Source organism: Luteimonas sp. 9C, assembly GCF_902506295.1.
Lineage (GTDB): Bacteria > Pseudomonadota > Gammaproteobacteria > Xanthomonadales > Xanthomonadaceae > Luteimonas.
In genome coordinates this window covers 1,716,089-1,735,265 of sequence record NZ_LR733312.1, presented here as the reverse complement: position 1 = coordinate 1,735,265, position 19,177 = coordinate 1,716,089, and the positions used below count along the sequence as shown (strand labels likewise).

The 19,177-nt window shown below is 68.8% G+C and carries 17 protein-coding genes; 15 read left to right on the top strand and 2 right to left on the bottom strand.

Annotated features, from left to right (window positions below; genetic code table 11):
* The first annotated feature begins 120 nt into the window (after positions 1 to 120).
* The 4 genes from CURTO8I2_RS07925 to CURTO8I2_RS07910 all read left to right on the top strand — a co-directional run bounded on the left by CURTO8I2_RS07925 (position 121) and on the right by CURTO8I2_RS07910 (position 3,645).
* Positions 121 to 1,056, top strand: coding sequence for a nucleoside hydrolase (locus CURTO8I2_RS07925; RefSeq protein ID WP_159680136.1), 936 nt, complete (start codon positions 121 to 123; stop codon positions 1,054 to 1,056).
* 81 nt (positions 1,057 to 1,137) lie between these two features.
* Positions 1,138 to 1,389 (top strand): type B 50S ribosomal protein L31, encoded by a 252-nt coding sequence (locus CURTO8I2_RS07920; RefSeq protein ID WP_159680134.1) that lies wholly within the window; start codon positions 1,138 to 1,140, stop codon positions 1,387 to 1,389.
* 260 nt (positions 1,390 to 1,649) lie between these two features.
* Positions 1,650 to 2,951: a citrate synthase gene (locus CURTO8I2_RS07915; RefSeq protein ID WP_159680133.1), complete on the top strand. Its 1,302-nt coding sequence runs from the start codon at positions 1,650 to 1,652 to the stop codon at positions 2,949 to 2,951.
* Between the two features lie 232 nt (positions 2,952 to 3,183).
* A complete protein-coding gene (locus CURTO8I2_RS07910; RefSeq protein WP_159680131.1) occupies positions 3,184 to 3,645 on the top strand; it encodes a hypothetical protein in 462 nt (153 codons plus the stop codon).
* 34 nt (positions 3,646 to 3,679) lie between these two features.
* Here CURTO8I2_RS07910 and CURTO8I2_RS07905 read toward each other — a convergent pair whose 3' ends face one another.
* Complete coding sequence (locus tag CURTO8I2_RS07905; RefSeq protein ID WP_159680130.1) at positions 3,680 to 4,312, bottom strand: hypothetical protein; 633 nt, start codon at positions 4,310 to 4,312, stop codon at positions 3,680 to 3,682.
* 164 nt (positions 4,313 to 4,476) lie between these two features.
* Positions 4,477 to 7,026: a penicillin-binding protein 1A gene (locus CURTO8I2_RS07900; protein WP_159681601.1), complete on the bottom strand. Its 2,550-nt coding sequence runs from the start codon at positions 7,024 to 7,026 to the stop codon at positions 4,477 to 4,479.
* A 204-nt stretch (positions 7,027 to 7,230) separates the two neighbouring features.
* Here CURTO8I2_RS07900 and CURTO8I2_RS07895 point away from each other — a divergent pair, with 204 nt between their 5' ends.
* The 11 genes from CURTO8I2_RS07895 (at position 7,231) to CURTO8I2_RS07845 (ending at position 19,032) form a co-directional block, all read left to right on the top strand.
* Positions 7,231 to 8,289, top strand: a complete 1,059-nt coding sequence (locus CURTO8I2_RS07895) for a pilus assembly protein PilM (protein ID WP_159680128.1) — start codon at positions 7,231 to 7,233, stop codon at positions 8,287 to 8,289.
* Complete coding sequence (locus CURTO8I2_RS07890; RefSeq protein WP_159680126.1) at positions 8,289 to 8,939, top strand: PilN domain-containing protein; 651 nt, start codon at positions 8,289 to 8,291, stop codon at positions 8,937 to 8,939. The genes CURTO8I2_RS07895 and CURTO8I2_RS07890 overlap by 1 nt, the downstream gene beginning before the upstream one ends.
* The gene (gene pilO / locus CURTO8I2_RS07885; protein ID WP_159680124.1) at positions 8,936 to 9,607 is read left to right on the top strand and encodes a type 4a pilus biogenesis protein PilO; all 672 of its coding nucleotides are present in this window, start codon (positions 8,936 to 8,938) and stop codon (positions 9,605 to 9,607) included. Before CURTO8I2_RS07890 ends, pilO begins: the two co-directional genes overlap by 4 nt.
* A 23-nt stretch (positions 9,608 to 9,630) precedes the next feature.
* Complete coding sequence (locus CURTO8I2_RS07880) at positions 9,631 to 10,149, top strand: pilus assembly protein PilP (protein WP_236551129.1); 519 nt, start codon at positions 9,631 to 9,633, stop codon at positions 10,147 to 10,149.
* A 14-nt stretch (positions 10,150 to 10,163) separates the two neighbouring features.
* The gene (gene pilQ, locus CURTO8I2_RS07875; RefSeq protein ID WP_159680120.1) at positions 10,164 to 12,062 is read left to right on the top strand and encodes a type IV pilus secretin PilQ; all 1,899 of its coding nucleotides are present in this window, start codon (positions 10,164 to 10,166) and stop codon (positions 12,060 to 12,062) included.
* A 144-nt stretch (positions 12,063 to 12,206) separates the two neighbouring features.
* Positions 12,207 to 13,205 (top strand): MoxR family ATPase, encoded by a 999-nt coding sequence (locus CURTO8I2_RS07870; protein ID WP_159680118.1) that lies wholly within the window; start codon positions 12,207 to 12,209, stop codon positions 13,203 to 13,205.
* On the top strand, positions 13,202 to 14,113 hold the full coding sequence (locus CURTO8I2_RS07865) for a DUF58 domain-containing protein (RefSeq protein ID WP_159680116.1): 912 nt from the start codon (positions 13,202 to 13,204) through the stop codon (positions 14,111 to 14,113). The genes CURTO8I2_RS07870 and CURTO8I2_RS07865 overlap by 4 nt, the downstream gene beginning before the upstream one ends.
* A gap of 8 nt (positions 14,114 to 14,121) precedes the next feature.
* Positions 14,122 to 14,574 (top strand): DUF4381 family protein, encoded by a 453-nt coding sequence (locus CURTO8I2_RS07860; protein WP_159680114.1) that lies wholly within the window; start codon positions 14,122 to 14,124, stop codon positions 14,572 to 14,574.
* Entirely contained in the window at positions 14,574 to 15,590 is a 1,017-nt protein-coding gene (locus CURTO8I2_RS07855; RefSeq protein WP_159680112.1) for a VWA domain-containing protein, read from the top strand. Before CURTO8I2_RS07860 ends, CURTO8I2_RS07855 begins: the two co-directional genes overlap by 1 nt.
* On the top strand, positions 15,587 to 17,335 hold the full coding sequence (locus tag CURTO8I2_RS07850; RefSeq protein ID WP_159680110.1) for a VWA domain-containing protein: 1,749 nt from the start codon (positions 15,587 to 15,589) through the stop codon (positions 17,333 to 17,335). Before CURTO8I2_RS07855 ends, CURTO8I2_RS07850 begins: the two co-directional genes overlap by 4 nt.
* Positions 17,332 to 19,032: a BatD family protein gene (locus CURTO8I2_RS07845; RefSeq protein WP_159680108.1), complete on the top strand. Its 1,701-nt coding sequence runs from the start codon at positions 17,332 to 17,334 to the stop codon at positions 19,030 to 19,032. Before CURTO8I2_RS07850 ends, CURTO8I2_RS07845 begins: the two co-directional genes overlap by 4 nt.
* Positions 19,033 to 19,177: the final 145 nt, after the last annotated feature.

Here is a 19,177-nt window from a genome sequence, read left to right as displayed (position 1 = left end):
CGCGACTCGCGTGCGGCTCTGCGGGCGCCCATGCAGACCAGCGCGCTCATGCGCGTGGCTGTACGCCCGCGACTTCGGCAGGCCCGTACGCGTTGCACGAAAGCCGGGCGATAATGCGGCATGACCGACAAAATCCCGCTGCTGATCGATACGGACCCCGGCGTCGACGACGCCCTGGCATTGCTGCTCGCCTTCGATGACGATGCGCACGATGTCGTGGGGCTGACCATTGCCGCCGGCAATGTCGGCCTGCATCACACCGTCGCCAACGCGCTGAAGCTGTGCGAAGTCGCCGGACGTCCCGATGTACCCGTGTTCGCGGGCAGTCCGTCGCCGCTGCTCCATGCCGCGCCCGATGCCGCGTACGTGCACGGCAACGACGGGTTCGGCGACATCGGCTACGCACCCGCGTCGCGCGGCGTCGAGGCCGAACACGCTGCGCTGGCGATCCTGCGCCTGTCGCATGTCCATGCCGGACGCCTGGTCCTGGTCGCGCTGGGGCCGCTGACCAATGTCGCACTGGCGCTGAAGCTCGATCCGACGCTGCCGTCGCGCGTCGCGCGTTTCGTGGCGATGTCCGGCGCGGTGACCGGCCACGGCAACATCACGCCGAGCGCCGAGTTCAACGCCTACTTCGACCCGGAGGCGGCGAAGATCGTGTTCGATGCGTTCCCGTTGTTCGACCTGGCCGACTGGGAGGCCACCGTCGCCCACGGTCTGCCGCACGACGCGGTGCTGGGCTGGATGCAGGCCGGTGGCGGGATCGGCCGGTTCTACGAAGCGATCTCGCGCAAGACGCGCGAGTGGTCCGCGGACCGTCGTGGTGACGACTGGCATTCCGCCGATGCGCTGGCGATGGCCTGGGTACTGGAGCCCGGCGGGGCGCTGGAGATCGCCGAGCGCCCGATCGACGTGGTGCTCGAGCAGGGCCCGGCCCGGGGCGCGACGATCGTGGACTGGAACCGGCAGCTGGGCCGGTCCGACAACGTCCGGATCCTGATGCGTTACGACACCGGGCGGTTCCATGCCCGGGTCCGCAACGTGCTCGCCCGCTGATCCTGTACCGGCCGGTGCTTGCGCCCCGTGCCGGTCGATGGTTAAAATGCCGCTCTTCCCTTGCGCAACTTTGGTGCCGCCATGAAGGCCGACATCCATCCCGAATACCGCGAAGTCGTCTTCCAGGACGTCACGTCCGACGGTTTCAAGTTCCTCACCCGCTCGACCCTCGCCGCCACGGCGAAGGAAAAGATCCAGTGGGAGGACGGTAACGAATACCCGCTGATCAAGATCGAAGTGTCTTCGGCCACGCATCCGTTCTATACCGGCCAGAACAAGATCATCGACACCAGCGGTCGCGTCGACAAGTTCCGCAAGCGCTACGCCAAGTAAGCGCGCGCGGAACGATGTGTGCCGCGCACGCGGCAGGCATCCTCCGACGACCCAGCGGCCGCCCTCGGGCGGCCGTCTGCATTCCGGACATCGCATCGCGGCGCCGCATGACGTGGCGGCGAGATCCGTCGTGTTCGACTTTCGTGGCATGCCGCATACCGGCGCGCATGGAGCCGCTATGCGATAATTGACGCGTTGCGGCATGCGCCGCCCGCCAGGCCGGACGGCGTCGCCGCCCGGGGAAATGAGGAGCCTCCAGAGTGTCTGAATCCAACGCCAAGCTCGACCAGGTCACGCTCGATGCCGCCGGCAAAACGGTGACGCTGCCCGTTCTGCACGGCACGCTCGGCAACCCCTGCGTCGACATCTCGAAGCTGCCCAAGGAAACCGGCTGCTTCACCTACGACTCCGGCTTCACCGCCACTGCAAGCTGCAAGTCCGCGATCACGTACATCGATGGCGACGAAGGTGTCCTGCTGTACCGCGGCTATCCGATCGACCAGCTGGCCGAGAAGTCGAACTTCCTCGAAGTCGCCTATCTGCTGCAGGCCGGCGAGCTGCCGACCGCCGACGAGTTCGCCAAGTTCGAGCACGAGGTGACGCATCACACGATGATGCACGAGTCGCTCAAGAGCTTCCTGCAGGGCTTCCGCCACGATGCCCACCCGATGGCGATGCTCGCTGCTTCGGTCGCTTCGATGTCGGCGTTCTACCACGACACGCTGGACCTGCAGGATCCCGAGCAGCGCCGCCTGGCCGCGATCCGCCTGATCGCCAAGGTGCCCACGCTGGCCGCGGCCGCCTATCGTTATTCGATCGGCCAGCCGATCCGCTATCCGCGCAACAGCCTGGGGTACGTCGACCGCTTCCTGCACATGATGTTCGAAGTGCCGAGCGAGCCGCTGGAGCTCAATCCGGTCGTCGCCAAGGCGATGGATCTGCTCTTCATCCTGCACGCCGACCACGAGCAGAATGCGTCGACCTCGACCGTGCGTCTGGTCGGCTCCACCGGCGCCAATCCCTACGCGTCCGTCGCTGCCGGCATCACCGCGCTGTGGGGCCCTGCGCACGGCGGCGCCAACGAAGCGGTGCTCAAGCAGCTGGCCGAGATCGGCGATGCGAAGAACGTCGAGAAGGCGGTGCTGCGCGCGAAGGACAAGAACGACCCGTTCCGTCTGATGGGCTTCGGCCACCGCGTCTACAAGAACTTCGACCCGCGCGCGAAGATCATCCGCGAGATGACCCACAAGGTTCTCGGCGAGCTGGGCATCAACGATCCATTGCTCGATGTCGCGATGAAGCTCGAAGAGGCGGCGCTGAAGGACGACTACTTCGTCGAGCGCAAGCTCTACCCGAACGTCGATTTCTACAGCGGCATCATCTACAAGGCGCTGAACATCCCGACGGAGATGTTCACCGTGATGTTCGCGATCGGCCGCACGGCTGGCTGGGTGGCGCACTGGCTCGAGCAGCAGGTCGATCCGGAAGCCAAGATCGGCCGTCCGCGCCAGATCTACACCGGCTACGACGTGCGTGATTACAAGGGCGCCAGCCAGCGCTGATCCATCCGGGACACCGGGTATCGACCGGGTGTTGCACAACGGGGGCGGTCTTCGGGCCGCCTTCGTCGTTTCTGACGCTCGCCCGACCGTTGTCGGCAATCCCTGACATCCGTGGAAGGTGCTTTCCGGCTGCCGAGTCCGGGCAGGTTGCGCAGACTGCCCCGACGCGCGCCGCTCCGTGCCCCGTGCCTCACGGGCCGCCCGGCGCTCGACTCAGTCGAGGGGAAAGCGAATGAAGATGCGATCGATGTGGGGGGCACTGCTCCTCTGTGCTGCTGCGCTCGCGGCCGGCCATGTGGCTGCCCAGGAAATGTCGTTCCGGAGCGGACTGATCACCGGCATCAGTCCGATGCAGGTGCCCGCGTCCGCCCAGCCGCAGACGAAGCCGTCGCAGACCGGCGGCGCGTTCGGTCGTGCGCTGGGGAGGATGGCCGGGCGTGCAGCCTCCCGGGTCACGGGCGAGTACTCGTACGAAGCCTATGAGGTGGCCAGCGGTGCCACGCGCGACATGGTGGAAGGTGCGACCGCGGCTCCCGCGGCGGGCGCTCAGATGGTGACCGCCTACATGGTCATGATCCGGTTCGATGACGGCAGCGAGTCGGCGATCCGCGCCGCGAGTGCGAACGGACTCCAGGTGGGCGCCCGCGCACGCGTGTTCGGCACAGGACAGAGCGCGCAGATCGTCATGGAGTAGGTGCATGGGCCATCGTCCGGATGGCCTGCGGCACTCAGTCGGCGCCGTGCTCCAGCGCGATCAGCTGTTCGAGCTGCGATCGGGAGGCTCGGCGCATCGGCCGGTCGTCCATCGTGGACACAGGAGCCTGTCGCAGACTCGCTTCCGGCAGCACCGTCAGTTCGAACGTGATTGCTTCAGCCGCGAAGACCCATACGTCGAAATCGCCCGTCCGTTGACGGTCGAGCCGCAGCCGGCGCATCCGGCTGTCGGCGGGGATGCCGTGATCGTCGAGAAAGCGGGCGAGACTGCCCGGGTCGTCGGTATGCACATGCAATGCCACCGCGGAATGGGCGTCCGCGGTCCCTTCCAGGACGGGGCCGACGAGTCGCGGTGAGAACCGCTCGAAGAAACCCATCGCCCGCAGCGCCGCGGCGCGGCGCTCGCGCAGGGCGTCGGTCTGGCGGGCGCCCACGAACAGGCGCTGATATTCGCGCAATGCCTCTTCGATCTCGTGGTTGCGGGGCAGTGATGCGTCGTCGTGGATGCCGAGCCGGCTCGCCGCCTTGAGCTTGGCGGCGTGGAAATCGTGGATCCCGCCTTCGGCCATGAGGCGGGCGGCCTCGTGCGCGAGGCGATGGCGGCGTTCACGGGTCTGTGTTGCCGCGTGCTGACGTGCGCGATGCATACGCGTCCCCTGTCGTCGATCACCTGCATCCGACTGTACCCCGGCGCCGCGGCGGGTCAATACGTCGTGCGATACGCTTCAGCCACGGGATGCACCCGGGGGGCTGGTCTGCGTCCGACGCGGCCGCGGGCGGCGGGCGCGCGTCGACCCGAGGGCAGTGCCCGTCAGAAAATGTCGAACGCTTCCTCGGCCGGCACATCGTCGATCTGCAGGTCGATCTCCGACTCCATGCGATCCAGGTCCTCGGCCTTCACGTACTCGATGATGCCGCCGTCGGACGTGCTTGGCAGCAGACGACCGCCCGCAGTGACGGCGACCCGCACCATCCCTTCGGGCGGCTCGTTGGTGGCTTCCGGCACCCCGTCGAGCGCGACCCGCATGAAATCGATCCAGATCGGCAGCGCTGCGCGGCCGCCGTATTCGCGGTAGCCGAGCGAACGGTTGTCGTCGCGGCCGACCCAGACCGAGGTCACGAGATTGCCGCCGAATCCGGAGAACCAGGCGTCCCGGTGATCGTTGGTGGAGCCGGTCTTGCCGCCGACATCCTCGCGCTCGAGCACGCGCGCGGCGGTGCCGGTCCCCCGCCGCACGACATCCCGCATCATCGAGACCATCTGATAGGCGACGCGCTCGTCGATCGCGCGCGGCGCCATGACCGGCGCTGCACCATCCGCGCGGGGCTCGGGCGGAGGGGGGGCTTCCGCTGGTGCGGCGGTGACTTCGCGTGCTTCGGCCGCTGGGCCGAGGTTGAAACCGTCGACGACATGCCGCGGCGTCGAAGGCTGTCCGGGCGTGCCGCCAGTGCCGCAGCCACGACACGCGCGCGCCGCGTTCTCCTTGAACACCAGGGTGCCTTCGCGGTCGCGGACCTCGTCGATGAACCAGGGGGTGATTCGGAAACCGCCGTTCGAAAACACCGCGTAGCCGCGCGTCACATCCAGCGGTGTGAGCGACGGCGTGCCGAGGGCGATAGACAGATTCGGCGGGAGCTGTGACTCCTCGAAGCCGAAATGACTGATGTAACGGCGGGCGTAATCCACGCCGATCGCATCGAGCAGGCGCACGGCAACAAGGTTGCGCGACTGCACCAGCGCCTCGCGCAGGCGCATCGGGCCGACGAACCGGCCGTCCGAGTTCTGCGGGCGCCAATCCTGGCCGCGGCGCATGCGGAAGAGCACCGGCGCGTCGAGCACGATCGATGCGGGGTTGAAACCCTTCTCGAACGAAGCCGCGAAGATGAAGGGCTTGAAGCTGGAGCCCGGCTGACGACGCGACTGCGTGGCACGGTTGAAGTTGCTGCCCGCGAAACTGAAACCACCGATTAGCGCGCGCACTGCGCCGTCGTCCGGCTCCATCGAAACCAGCGTCGCCTGCGCCCTGGGCAACTGCTCGAGCTGCCAGGTGACGACGGGCGGAGGCAAAGCGTCCGGCGCGGCATCGGGCGATGCCTTGGCCGGCGTCTCGATGCGCCGCACGCGGGTCAGGTCGCCGCGCGTGAGCAGCGCGGCCGGGTTCTTGCCGGTCCAGCGGCTGGCCGCGGCATCGAGCGTCACGGTGCTGCCATCGGCGAGCACGACGTCGGCCGTGCCTTCGCCGCTGCGCACGACGACCGCCGGCAGCATGCCGCCCTGCGGCGCGATACCGCGCAGCCTTCGCGCGGTGGTATCGGCGTCCTCGCCGGTCGCCAGCTCGAAAGTATCGGCAGGCTTCACCCAGCCATGGCGCCGGTCGTAGGTGGTCAGCCCACTGCGGACGGCGAGCTCGGCGCCGGCCTGCATCGTCGGATCGATCGTGGTCGTGACGTGGTAACCGCGGGTCAGGACATCGCCGCCGTAGCGGGCCACCATTTCCAGTCGCACCATCTCCGCCACGTACGGTGCGAAGACTTCGATCGGGCGCTCGTGGGGGCTGGCATGCATCTCGACCGCGCGGGCGGCGGACGCTTCCTGCGCGCTGATGAAGCCCAGCTCCTGCATGCGCGACAGCACGTAGACGTCGCGACGTTCCTTCGCGCGCTCGGGATTGCTGAGCGGATTGCCGCTGGAGGGGAACTTCGGGATCGCGGCCAACGAGGCCATCTCGTCGAGGTCGAGCTCCGCCAGCGGTTTGCCGTAGTAAAACTCGGCCGCCGCGGCCACGCCGTAGGCGCGGTTGCCGAAGAAGCTCTTGTTGAGATAGAGCTCGAAGATCTCGTCCTTCGACAGGTTCTGCTCCATCTTCCGGGCGAGCAGCATTTCGGCGAATTTGCGCGTGAAGCTGTATTCCGAACTCAGGAAGAACTGGCGCGCGACCTGCTGGGTGATGGTCGAGCCGCCCGGCACGCGGCGGTCGCTGGTTGTGGCCAGAAGCCAGAGTGCGCGCGCGACACCGCGGTAGTCGATGCCGCCGTGCTCGTAGAAGCGGGCGTCTTCGGTCGCGAGGAATGCCTGCTTCAGGCGATCGGGTACATCCTCGATGTCGACCGGATAGCGGCGCGTCTCGCCGAAGAGGGCGATCAGTCGGCCATCCCGCGCATAGACGTACATCGGCTCCTGCATTTCGATGTCGCGCAACGCTTCGACGTCGGGCAGCTTGGAGGCCACCGCCGCGTAGAGGATGCCGCCGGTGATCGCGCCGAGGATGCCGAGCACCAGCACCAGGACCAGGGTCCAGCGCAGCAGGCGGCGAAGGCGGGATGGGCGGGGCTTGGGCGTCGACATGGGGGCTGGGCTCATGGCGGGAAAGTATAGGGGAGCCGCTTGCGGCCCGCCGGCGCGTCGGTGTGGAACGCGACTTGCACGGCCAGGGCGTCGGGCCCGTTCGCCGACCACTCGACGCCCGGGAGTCGACGATGCGTGTTGCCAATACCCGGAAAGTCCGCTATTTAATGCGCCGGGACACGAGGCGTGGCTAAACGCCCGTGGCAAAGGGGATATTTCGTGGGGCTCATCACAAAAAGCCAGGTGCCGGTCATCGGCGTCGACATCAGCTCGACCGCGGTCAAGCTGTTGCAGCTGTCGCGCCAGGGCAATCGCTACCGCGTCGAGCACTACGCGGTCGAACCGCTGCCGCCGAACGCGGTGGTGGAAAAGAACATCGTCGAGGTCGAGGCGGTCGGCGAGGCGATCCGCCGCGCGGTCTCGCGCTCGGGCACCAAGGCCAAGCATGCATCGGCCGCGGTCGCGGGTTCGGCGGTGATCACCAAGACCATCCCGATGCCGGCCGATCTCGACGAGGACGATCTCGAATCCCAGGTCGAACTCGAGGCGGTCAACTACATTCCGTATCCGATCGAGGAAGTGAACCTCGATTTCGAGGTGCTCGGGCCGATGCCGGGCAACGCGGAGATGGTGCAGGTGCTGCTCGCGGCGTCCCGTTCCGAGAACGTCGAGCTGCGCGCGTCCGCGCTGGAGCTGGGCGGTCTGACGGCCAGAGTCATCGATGTCGAGGCCTTCGCGGTCGAGAACGCGTTCGCGATGATCGCCGGCACGCTGAGCATGCCGGCCGACGGCGTGGTCGCGCTGGTCGACGTCGGCGCGACGATGACCACGCTCAACGTCCTGCGCAACGGACGCAGTCTGTACTCGCGCGAGCAGGTGTTCGGCGGCAAGCAGCTCACCGACGAGGTGATGCGGCGCTACGGTCTCAGCTACGAGGAAGCCGGTCTGGCCAAGCGTCAGGGCGGCCTGCCGGAAAGCTACGAGGTCGAAGTCCTCGAGCCGTTCAAGGAAGCCATGGTCCAGCAGGTCAGCCGGCTGCTGCAGTTCTTCTATGCGGGCAGCGACTTCAACCGCGTCGACCAGGTGGTACTGGCAGGCGGCTGCGCGTCGATTCCCGGCGTGGCGGACATGGTGGAAGAGCAGCTGGGCGTCCAGACCGTGCTCGCCAATCCGCTGGCGCAGATGACGCTCGGACCGCGCGTGCAGGCGCATGCGCTGGCACAGGACGCACCCGCATTGATGATCGCCTGCGGCCTGGCGCTGAGGAGCTTCGACTGATGTCCAGGATCAATCTCCTCCCGTGGCGCGCCGAACGGCGCAAGCAGCGGCAGAAGGAATTCGGCGTCATGGTCGGCATCGCTGCGGCGGCCGGCGTGGCGCTGTGGTTCCTCGTCAACATGTATTACAACGCGCAGATTGACGGTCAGAACGAGCGCAACGCGTTCCTGCAGCAGCAGATCGCCGCGGTCGACACGCAGATCACCGAGATCGACGCGCTCGAATCGCAACGTGCGCGTCTGTTGGCCCGCAAGGCCGTCATCGAGCAGCTGCAGGGCAACCGCTCGCAGATGGTCCACCTGTTCGACCAGCTGGTGCGGACGATTCCCGACGGCGTGCTGCTGACCTCGCTCAAGCAGGAGGGGCAGACCCTGACGCTCGAGGGGCGCTCCCAGTCGAATGCGCGTGTCAGTACCTACATGCGCTCTCTCGACGGATCCGGCTGGATGACCAGCCCGCAGCTGTCGGTGATCGAGGCACAGGATGGTGTGCCGGGTCTGCCGTACGCCTTCACCTTGAACGTGCAGTTGTCGACGCCGGCCGCCAAGGAAGCTGCGGCGGCCGAGGGTACCGATCCGGGCGCGCCGGCCGACGTCGTGCCGGAGACCGCACCGGTCGCCGCACCTACCGCAGAAGGAGCCGCGTCGTGAGCAAGAAGAAGGTGTCGCTCCGCGAGCTGGACATCAATAACACGGGCTCGTGGCCGCGCGAGTACAAGATCGGCGCCTGCATCCTGGTGGGCATGCTGATCTTTTTCCTGCTGTGGTACGTGATCACGCGCGAGAAGGGCGACGAGCTGACCGGTCTGGAGGCGCAGGAAGCAACGCTGCGCGCCGACTTCGAGACCAAGCAGGGCAAGGCTGCGAATCTCGAGCCGCTCAAGCAGCAGCTCGCCCAGATGGAACAGCAGTTGCAGCAGATGCTCCGTCAGTTGCCGAGCAAGACCGAAATGCCGGATCTGATCGTCGACATCTCGCAGACCGCGATCGCGACGGGCATCCAGAACGACCTGTTCAAGCCCGGCGAAGAGCTGCCGCGCGAGTTCTACGCCGAGCAGCCGATCGCGCTGCGAATGGTGGGGACTTACCACCAGTTCGGCGCATTCGTCAGTGGTGTGGCATCGCTGCCGCGCGTGGTGATCATGACGATGCACGACATCTCGCTGAAGCCTCGCGCGGGTGGCGCGGATGGACTCGCCGCGATTGGACCCAACTCCAGTCTCGAGCTTTCGGGCACCGTGAAGACGTACCGGTATCTGGACGAGGATGAGACGGCGGCACAGGCGCAGGCCGAGCAGACAACGGAGGGCACGCCGTGATGGCTGGCCAGACAGGCACCCTGATGCGCGGCGTTACGCTGCTGGTCTTGTCGCTGGCGGCCACCGGCTGCGGCCGGGGCGTGACCAGCGAGCCCGGCGAGGCGCCCAATCTCGAAGTGTGGGCCGAGGAGGTCAAGCAGCGCCCTGCGCCTGCGCTCGATCCGTTGCCCGTGATGCAGCAGTTCGAGACGTTCGAATACTCGGCGCAGGGCATCCGCGATCCCTTCAGCAATGCCTTCACCGACGACAGCGGTGGCAGCGGCCCGCGACCGGATTCGAACCGGCGCAAGGAGATCACCGAGCAGTACCCGCTGGACAGCATGTCGATGGTGGGGACGATTGGCACCGGCGGTCGCATCGTCGGTCTGGTCCTCGCGCCGGACAAGGTGACCTACCGCATTACCCCGGGCAACTACCTGGGACAGAACGATGGCCGCGTCACTTCGGTCAATGAAAATCGCATCGAGCTCGTTGAGCTCGTGCCCGATGGCGCCGGCGGCTGGTTGGAACGTCCGGCTTCGCTCGCGCTGAACGAACAATGATGAGGGGAAGCAACATGACCGTGAGCAATGCGGGGAGCCTGCAGTCGGGCCGGATGAAATCGGTGCGTGCCGGCGCGCTCGGTCTTGCGATAGGACTGGTGGCGACGTTCAGCGGCGCCCAGGCGGCGCAGGGACCGACATCTGCGTCAGCGCTGCCGCTGCTGCAGGCATCTGTCGCGGCGACGCAGCCGGCGGGCGCGGTTGCGGTGACGGACATCGATTTCCGGCGCGGCGATGGCGGTTCCGGCAAGCTCGTGCTGCGCTTCGATGGAGACGGGGCTGCCCCCGATCTGCGGACGCAGGGTGGCAACGTGGTCATCAACCTCGGTGGCGCCACGCTTCCCGCCTCGTTGCAGCGTCCGCTCAACGTGACGGATTTCGCCACCCCGGTGCAGCGCATCGATGCCCGTCAGGGTGCCGATGGCTCGCAGGTCGTGCTCAGTGCGCGCGGCGAGTTCGAGCCGATGGCCTACCAGAGCGGTCGCGACTACATCGTCGAGATCATTCCGCGGACCACGGCAGGCGCCGAGCGTGCGGTCGGCGCGGCCACGGCGGCTGCGACGATGGGTCAGGCCGCGTCCGCCACCGTCTCCGACGTCCGCGCCTACAGTGGTGCGCCCGTCACGTTCAACTTCCAGGACGTGCCGGTGCGCACGGTCCTGCAGCTGATCGCCGACGAGTCGAACCTCAACATCGTGGCCAGCGACAGCGTGACCGGCAACGTGACCCTGCGCCTGCAGAACGTGCCGTGGGACCAGGCCCTGGACATCGTCCTGCAGGCCAAGTCGCTCGACAAGCGTCGCAGCGGCAACGTGGTCTGGGTCGCGCCGCAGAGCGAGATCGCGGCGTTCGAGCAGGCCAAGGAAGACGCGCGCCTTGCGATCGAGGAACGCGCGGAGATGACCACGGAGTACATCCCGATCAGCTACGGCAATGCGGAGGACATCGCTAAGCTGCTGACGGAGGAGAGCAAGAGTGGCTCGGGCAGTGGTGGTGGCGCCAGTGCGGCGGGCGGTGCCTCGCAGCAGCGCGGATTTCTATCGTCGCGCGGCAGCCTCAGCTTTGATCGCCGGACCAACACACTCCTCGTCATCGACATCCCGAACCGCGTGGCGGAGGTGAAGCGGCTCGTCAACATGCTTGATAAGCCTGTCGACCAAGTCGTGATCGAAGCGCGGATCGTGATCGCGAACGAGTCGTTCGCGCGTGATCTTGGCGCCCGGTTCGGGGTTAGCGCCAGCAAGCAGCGCGTCAATATCGGTGGCGCCCTGGGTACGACGGAGGACGGTGGGCCGCTCGCGCCGCTTGGTTTGAACGTTGATCTGCCGATCGAATCGGGCCCTTCGCTCGCGTTCACGATTCTCGGCAATACGATCAACTGGGCTGTCGAGCTTCAGGCCTTGCAAACCGAACAGCGCGGTGAGGTGATCTCCAATCCTCGCGTCGTGACCAGCAATCAGCGCGAAGCCGTGATCAGCCAGGGGCAGGAGATCGGCTATCTGACTATTACCGGCGGACAGAGCAACAGCATCCCGACGGTAGAGTTCAAGGATGTCCTGCTCGAACTCAAGGTGACCCCGACGATCACCAATGATGGACGTGTGTTCCTGGCGATGGACATCAAGAAGGATGAAGTGACGGGTGAGGTCAACTACCCTGGCATCGGGACCGTGCCGCTGATCAGCAAGCGTAACGTCACCACAGCTGTTCTGATCGATGATGGTCAGACCGTTGCAATCGGCGGCGTGTATGAGTTCGCCGATCGCGCTTCGTTGTCCAAGGTGCCCTTCCTGGGCGATCTGCCCATCATTGGTAATCTGTTCAAGAGCCGTGGCCGATCCAGGGAAAAGGCGGAGTTGCTGATTTTCGTAACGCCGAAGGTCATGCGGGTGGCGCAGCGTCCAATCAACTGACCAGCGCGGTCAGCGATGCAAGTAGCGACGGGGCCTTCGGGCCCCGTTCGCGTTTCCGGATCTCCGGTTTGGCTGGCGTTGTGAACTGACGGCGCGGGTTCCGGTCAAACTGGGTCTCTGCGCGATAGGCGTTGGCGACCGAGGATGGCGATGGACCTGGAGGATGGAGCTGCGGGTGACCTGCATGCGCGGTTCGTGGCGCTGCGTGATGCGTTGTCGGACGAGATCATCGGGCAGGCGGCTCTGGTCGAGCGGCTGCTGGTCGCATTGCTGGCGGATGGGCATCTGCTCGTCGAAGGCGCGCCGGGGCTTGCGAAGACGACGGCCGTGCGGGCATTGGCGGCGCGGCTGGATGCGGAGTTCGCGCGTGTGCAGTTCACGCCGGACCTGCTGCCTGCGGATCTCACCGGCACCGAAATCTGGCGTCCGCAGGACGGCCGCTTCGAGTTCCAGGCCGGTCCCATCTTCCATCCGCTGCTGCTGGCCGATGAGATCAACCGGGCACCGGCCAAGGTGCAATCCGCGCTGCTGGAAGCGATGGGCGAGCGGCAGGTGACCGTGGGCCGCGAGACCTACCGGTTGCCGGATCTTTTCCTGGTGATGGCGACCCAGAATCCGATCGAGCAGGAAGGCACTTTCCCGCTGCCGGAAGCGCAGCTGGACCGGTTCCTGATGCACGTGCGCGTGGGATACCCCGAGGCAGAGGCGGAGGCCCGCATCCTGCAGCTCGCGCGTGACCGCGCGCTGGCCCGGCTCGACGATGTGTCGACGCAGGTCGAGCGGATGCCGCTCGCGCAGCTGTTCGCGGCGCGTCGGGCGGTGCTGGCGATGCACGTGGCGCCAGCGGTCGAGCGCTATCTCGTCGAACTGGTGCTGGCATCGCGCGATGCGGGACGCTACGACGCCGCGTTGGCGGCACGTATTGCCTGGGGCGCCAGTCCACGCGGCTCGATCGCGTTGGAACGCTGCGCACGTGCGACCGCCTGGCTGGCGGGACGCGACTTTGTGACGCCGGACGACGTGCGCGCCGTGGCGCCCGACGTCCTCCGCCACCGCGTGCTGCCGAGCTACGAGGCGACGGCCGAAGGCTGGGACGGCGAACGCCTCGTGCAGGCGCTGATCGAACGGGTGCCGCTGCCGTGAATCCCGCCGAGCCGGCTTCCGCGCCCGGCATCCGGCCCTCGCTGGCGGAGCTCGTGGCACTGCGTCCGCTCGCCCGTCCACGCGGCGTGGTGCGGCGTGCACGCAGCGGCGTGCGTGCGCTGGCGCCCTCGCCGCAGCGCGGGCAGGGCATGGAGTATGCGGAGTCGCGCGAGTACGTGGCCGGCGACGATGCGCGGCACATCGACTGGCGTGTGACCGCGCGTACCGGGCGCCCCCATACCAAGACCTTCCAGCGCGAACGCGAGCGACTGACCCTGCTCGTCGCCGATACCGCCGCGGCGCTCTACTTCGGCACGCGGGTGCGGTTCAAATCCACCCAGGCCGCACGTGCCGGCGCGATCGCCGCCTGGGTGGCGGCCGCTGACGGCGATCGCATTGCCGCGCTGCGCGGGTCGGTGCTGGAAGCGCCCGTGCCACCCGCGGGCGGCACCCGCGGTGCGCTGCGCGTCCTGCACGCGTTGGCCCGCTGGTACGAGGCGCCGCCCGCTGGCGACGCCGGACTGGGCGTGGCGATCGACCATGCCCGTCGCCTGTTGCGTCCGGGTTCGCGCCTGCTGGTGCTGGCGGATGCAGACAGCGTGGCGGCGGTGCCGGCGCGCGACTGGGCCGCAGTGGGCGCGCACTGCGATGCGCTGGTGCTGTTGCTCGACGATCCGCTGGAACGCGTACCGCCACGCGGACGTCTCGGCTTCGCGCATGCCGGCGGCCGGGTCGATCTCGATCTGGCGGGCGCCGCACAGCGCGAGCGCTGGCATGCCGCGTTCGATGCGCCACGCGATACGGCGATCGCCCATCTCCGACGCGCCGGCATCGGCGTCGAGTCGTTGTCCAGCGATGCGCCGAGCGATGCCTGGCTGCCTGTCTTCGTCCGGGGTCGGCCGGTCTGATGGCCACGATGCCCGACCTCGTCCTGCGCGACATCCATCAGTCGCCCGCGCCGTCGTGGTGGCCGCCCGCACCGGGCTGGTGGTGGCTGGCGGCTGCAATCCTGGCGCTGGTGTGCGCCCTCGTGGGTTGGCGGCTGTTCCGGGCCTGGCAACGGCGGCGATGGCGTCGCCTGTTCGATGCCGAGGTCGCATCCGCGTCCGACGCGGCCGGCCGGATCGCAGCGATGTCGTCGCTGTTGCGCCGCGCGGCGCGGCGTCAGCGCGCTGATGCCGACCGGCTGCGCGGGGACGAGTGGCTGCGGTTCCTCGATGGCGGCGTACCGGATGCCCCGTTCTCGACGGGCGCGGGTAGCCTGCTCCGCGATGCGGCGTTCCGCCGGGATACCGACGCCCTGGACCTCATTGCACTTGCAGCGGTCGCACGTGGGCGGTTCGTCGAGCTGATGCAGGGGCGCCCCTGATGACGGGCGAGCCGGCCGGCTGGTTGCAGGCGCTGCGCGAGGTCTTCGCATGGCCGTGGTGGCTGCTCGCGATCCCGCTGCCGGCGCTCGCGCGACGTGTATTGCCGGCAGCCACGCAGACTGGCGGCGCGCTGCGCGTGCCCTATCGCGGACTGGGCGCGCTGGCGACCGCCGGCCACGCGCGCGGCGCCTCGGGTGCGCCATGGCTGCTGTGGGCGGCATGGTGTCTGCTGTGCATCGCTGCCGCGCGTCCGGTCCAGTGGGGCGAGGTCGAGCAGCCGCCACGCAGTGCCCGTGATCTGATGCTCGCCGTCGACCTGTCGGGCAGCATGAGCGAGGAAGACATGGTCGTCGGGCGACGCCCGGTGGACCGGCTCACTGCCGCGAAGGCGGTCATCGCCGATTTTCTCGAGCGCCGCGCCGGGGACCGCATCGGTCTGATCGTGTTCGGACAGCGTGCCTACGCGATGACTCCCATGACGCTGGATCGCGACAGCGTGCGTCAGCAACTCGATGCGACCGTGGTCGGTCTGGTGGGGCGTGAAACCGCGATCGGCGATGCGGTCGGTCTGGCAGTCAAGCGCCTGCGGGATGCGCCGCGCGGCCAGCGTCTGTTGATCCTGCTTACCGACGGGGTCAGCAATGCGGGTGTGCTGACCCCCGACAAGGCCGCCGAGCTGGCGCGCGATGCCGGGGTACGCGTCCACACGATCGCGTTCGGCAGCGATGCCGGCGCCGGCAGCATGTTCGGCTTCCAGATGCCCGGCAGCGAGCCGGCCATCGACGAGGCCGCGCTGCAGCGCATTGCCGATACCACCGGCGGTCGGGCATTCCGTGCGCGCGACACCGGCGAGCTCGCCGGCATCTACGGCGAGATCGATCGCCTGGAGCCGGTGGACCAGCCCGGGCCGGCGTTGCGGCCGCGCATCGAACGGTATCCGCTGCCACTGGCCGCAGCGTGTGGGTGCCTGCTGTTGAGCCTGCTCGTGCCACTGCGTCGCAGGGCGGTCGCATGAACGTGCTGGATGCCCTGCAGTTCGCGCGGCCTGCCTGGCTGTGGGCGGGGCTGGTCCTGCCGCTGCTGGCGGGGATCTGGTGGCGACGCCGACGGACCGCGGAGGCCTGGCGCGAGGCGGTGGATCCGCATCTGCTCGCCCATCTGCTCGAGGCGCGCCCGGACCGTCGGGGCGTATTCGGTCTGGTCGCATGGCTGTTTGCCGGGCTGCTGGCGGTCCTGGCGCTGGCGGGTCCCGGCTGGCGCGAGGTCGCCGTCCCGCTGGATGCCCGGGGCGCGGCGCCGCTGGTCGTCGCGATCGACCTGTCCACGGCGAGTACCGCGAGCGACCTGCCGCCGTCGCGCCTGCTGCAGGCGCGCGCGAAGCTGGCGACCCTGCTGGCAAAGCGCGATGCAGGGCAGGTCGCGCTGGTGGCGTACGCCGACGACGCGTTCACCGTTGCGCCGTTGACCGACGACGCGCGCAACGTGGCGCTGTATCTCGATGCGCTGTCACCGGAGATCATGCCGGTCGACGGCCACCGCGCCGACCGTGCGATCGCGCACGCCACACGCCTGCTGCGGCAGGGGCAGGCCCTGCGCGGTGACATCCTGCTGGTGACCGGCGATGCGGACACGGTTGCAGCGGCGGAGGCGGGGATCGCCGCACGCATGGGCTATCGGGTCTCGGTGCTCGGGCTCGGCACGGCGACAGGCGCGGCCTATCGCGATGCCGACGGTGCGCTCGCGCATGCGCGTCTCGACGAAATCGCGCTGCGCGCACTTGCGGTCGCCGGGGAAGGCCGATATCGGGCGCTGTCGATCGACGACGGCGATCTGCGCGCACTCGGCGTCCTGACGCCGGATGCGACTGCAGGCGCGGCGTCTGTCCACAGCGACGCCAGCGTGCGCCGCGTACTCGACGAAGGCTACTGGCTGGTGCTGCCGCTGCTCGCCCTGGTGCTGCTGGCGTTCCGGCGCGGGTCGGCGTTCGCCTGCATTGCCGCACTTGCGCTGCTGCCGGCACTGCTTCCGCTGCCCGCGCAGGCCCAGGCGCCGGTTGCGACACCCTGGCAGCGCGCCGACCAGGTGGCCGATGGCCGGATGCGCGCGGGCACATCGGCCTATCGCGGCGAGCGCTACGACGAAGCCCTCCAGGCTTGGACCGGATTGCCCGGCGCCGATGCCGCCTACAACCGGGGCAATGCGCTGGCGCGGCTGGGGCGTTTCGACGAGGCGATCGCAGCCTACGATGCGGCGCTGTCGCAGCAGCCGGGCATGGCCGATGCGCAGGCCAACCGCGATGCCGTCGAGGCCGCGCGCAACCGCAAGCCGCCGCCGGGGCAGGGGCAGGATCCACGCGCGCCTCAGCAGCCACGCGACCAGGGCGACAGCCAGCCGAAACCGGGCGACGCCGGCGATCCCTCGGATAGCCAGCCCGGTGATACGCAGGGGCAAGGCGATACGCGTCCGCCGCCGGACGAACCGGAACCGCAGGCATCCGACACCCCGCCGCCGGCCGACGCACAGGCGCAGCGCGACGCCGATGCGCAGCAGCGCGAACAGATGCAGCGCGCACTCGAAGGTCGGACGGAGCCGTCCGACGAAGACACCACGGACGCCGGCGCGACCGGCGCCGACACCGGCGACGAACGCGAGCAGGCGAACGCGGCGTGGCTGCGGCGGGTGCCCGACGATCCGGGTGGATTGCTGCGGGCCAAGTTCCGGCTCGAACACGAACGTCGCGCCACCGGAGGCGATCGATGAAGGCTGCATGTTGCACACGCGCACGGTCCGTGGCGTGGGTCGTCGTGATGCTGGTGCTGTCGGGTCTTGTTGGCGTGGCCCACGCGCAGACCCGCGCCTGGCTCGACCGCGACCGCATCGCGCTCGGCGAAACGACCACGCTCAACGTCGAAACCGACGGCGCTGGTGACACGCCCGACTGGGCGCCACTGGCGCGCGATTTCGACGTCAGCGGCCATACCAGTCGACGCGAAGTCGAGATCACCGGCGGTCGCCGCGTCACGCGCTCGCTGTACGGCGTGGCGCTGCGGCCGCGTCGCGAAGGCGTGCTCACGGTGCCGGCCCTGCAGGTCGGCGGCGCACGTACCGCACCGCTGTCGCTGAGCGTGGCCCCGGCCGCCGTCACCGCCGCGCGCAATGGTGCGCCGGCCTTCATCGAGGCGGACATCGACGTGCAGTCGCCGTACGTGCAGCAGTCGGTCGGATATGTGCTGCGGCTGTACTACGCGACGCCACTGCTGTCGGGCAGCCTCGACCAGCCATCGCCCGAGGGCGCATCGATGCAGCGCATCGGCAGCGACGTGCAGTACAGCCGCGACATCGACGGACGCCGTTACAGCGTCGTCGAGCGCCGTTACCAGATCGTGCCCGAGCGCAGCGGCACGCTCTCGATCCCCGGTGCGCGTTTCGAGGGGCGTGGCGCGGGTGGCGGCATGTTCGACGACGTGTTCAATCGCGGCCCACGCGAGCTGTCGGCCAACGGACCGCCCAGCGTGCTCGACGTGCGCGCGATGCCCGCGAACGCACCGCAGCCGTGGTTGCCGCTGTACGGCGTGCAGGCGCGCTGGGTGGAAGCACCGACGGAAGGCCGCGCCGGCGAGGCGAGTACGTTCGTGCTGGAAGCGGTGTTCGATGGCGCGGTCGGCACGCAGTTGCCGGAGATTGCGCTGCCGCCAGTGCAGGGCGCGCAGGTGTTCGCCGAGCCGCCGCAGTACGACGAGAGTTTCGAGGACGGCCGCCCGCGGGTGCGCCTGACCCGGCGTTACGCGGTGGTGCCGCGTGCGGAGGGCGTGGTGCCGGTGGCTGCACCGCGGATCGCCTGGTGGGACGTGCGAGCGGGCGCCGCGCGGACCAGCGGTCCCCCGGCGATTACGCTGGCGGTCGCGGCGGGCGCGACACCGGGCAGCGCGACGCCGCAGGCGGACATGGCTGCGGCGGCGCCGTCCGCCCAGGCATCGCCATCCGCGGGACGCGCGGGGCTGTGGCCCGCGCTCGCAGCGCTGCTCGCGGCGCTGTGGCTGGCCACCGCGTGGCTGGCGTGGCGGCTGTATCGCCACCGCCCGAACGCTGGCCTGCGCGCCGGCAAGGCAGCCGTCTCGGCTGCCGGGACGGCGTCACCGCAGGCGCCCGCGACAACCGGTCAGGCCCACCGGCGCCTGATGCATGTCCTGCAGACCGGATCGCCCGCCGACGTCGAGGCGGCCCTGCGCGCGCTGTGCGATCCCCCGGCGATGGATCTCGACACGCTGGCCCGGCGTCTCGAATCCGGTGCACAACGCGAGGAAATCGGTGCATGGCAGCGGGCGCGCTGGACCGGAGGCGACCTGCCGGCCGTGCGGCAGGCGCTGCGCACGGCGTTCCGCGGCGGTGCGGTGTGGCGTGAAGCGCCCGCACGGGAGGACAGCCCGGACCTGCCGCCGTTGTATCCGCGCCGCTGAGCGCGCCCTTGCGCAGCGTGCAGGCCCACCGCATCGCCGCAGTCTCCCGGACCTCGTGCGCGGGCCGGCATGCCACCGGGGTCGGGTCCTCGCCCAGGGGACAGGCAGCGGACAGGCGACATGGAAATGCGCCCGCAAAAACGCC

Excerpts from the sequence above, each read along its gene's own strand:
- CURTO8I2_RS07855 (WP_159680112.1), top strand. The coding sequence starts at position 14,574 with ATGACGGGCGAGCCGGCCGGCTGGTTGCAGGCGCTGCGCGAGGTCTTC.
- CURTO8I2_RS07870 (WP_159680118.1), top strand. The coding sequence starts at position 12,207 with ATGGCGATGGACCTGGAGGATGGAGCTGCGGGTGACCTGCATGCGCGG.
- CURTO8I2_RS07920 (WP_159680134.1), top strand. The coding sequence starts at position 1,138 with ATGAAGGCCGACATCCATCCCGAATACCGCGAAGTCGTCTTCCAGGAC.
- CURTO8I2_RS07925 (WP_159680136.1), top strand. The coding sequence starts at position 121 with ATGACCGACAAAATCCCGCTGCTGATCGATACGGACCCCGGCGTCGAC.
- CURTO8I2_RS07850 (WP_159680110.1), top strand. The coding sequence starts at position 15,587 with ATGAACGTGCTGGATGCCCTGCAGTTCGCGCGGCCTGCCTGGCTGTGG.
- CURTO8I2_RS07860 (WP_159680114.1), top strand. The coding sequence starts at position 14,122 with ATGCCCGACCTCGTCCTGCGCGACATCCATCAGTCGCCCGCGCCGTCG.
- CURTO8I2_RS07845 (WP_159680108.1), top strand. The coding sequence starts at position 17,332 with ATGAAGGCTGCATGTTGCACACGCGCACGGTCCGTGGCGTGGGTCGTC.
- pilQ (WP_159680120.1), top strand. The coding sequence starts at position 10,164 with ATGACCGTGAGCAATGCGGGGAGCCTGCAGTCGGGCCGGATGAAATCG.
- CURTO8I2_RS07880 (WP_236551129.1), top strand. The coding sequence starts at position 9,631 with ATGCGCGGCGTTACGCTGCTGGTCTTGTCGCTGGCGGCCACCGGCTGC.
- CURTO8I2_RS07890 (WP_159680126.1), top strand. The coding sequence starts at position 8,289 with ATGTCCAGGATCAATCTCCTCCCGTGGCGCGCCGAACGGCGCAAGCAG.
- CURTO8I2_RS07900 (WP_159681601.1), bottom strand. The coding sequence starts at position 7,026 with ATGAGCCCAGCCCCCATGTCGACGCCCAAGCCCCGCCCATCCCGCCTT.
- CURTO8I2_RS07910 (WP_159680131.1), top strand. The coding sequence starts at position 3,184 with ATGAAGATGCGATCGATGTGGGGGGCACTGCTCCTCTGTGCTGCTGCG.
- CURTO8I2_RS07905 (WP_159680130.1), bottom strand. The coding sequence starts at position 4,312 with ATGCATCGCGCACGTCAGCACGCGGCAACACAGACCCGTGAACGCCGC.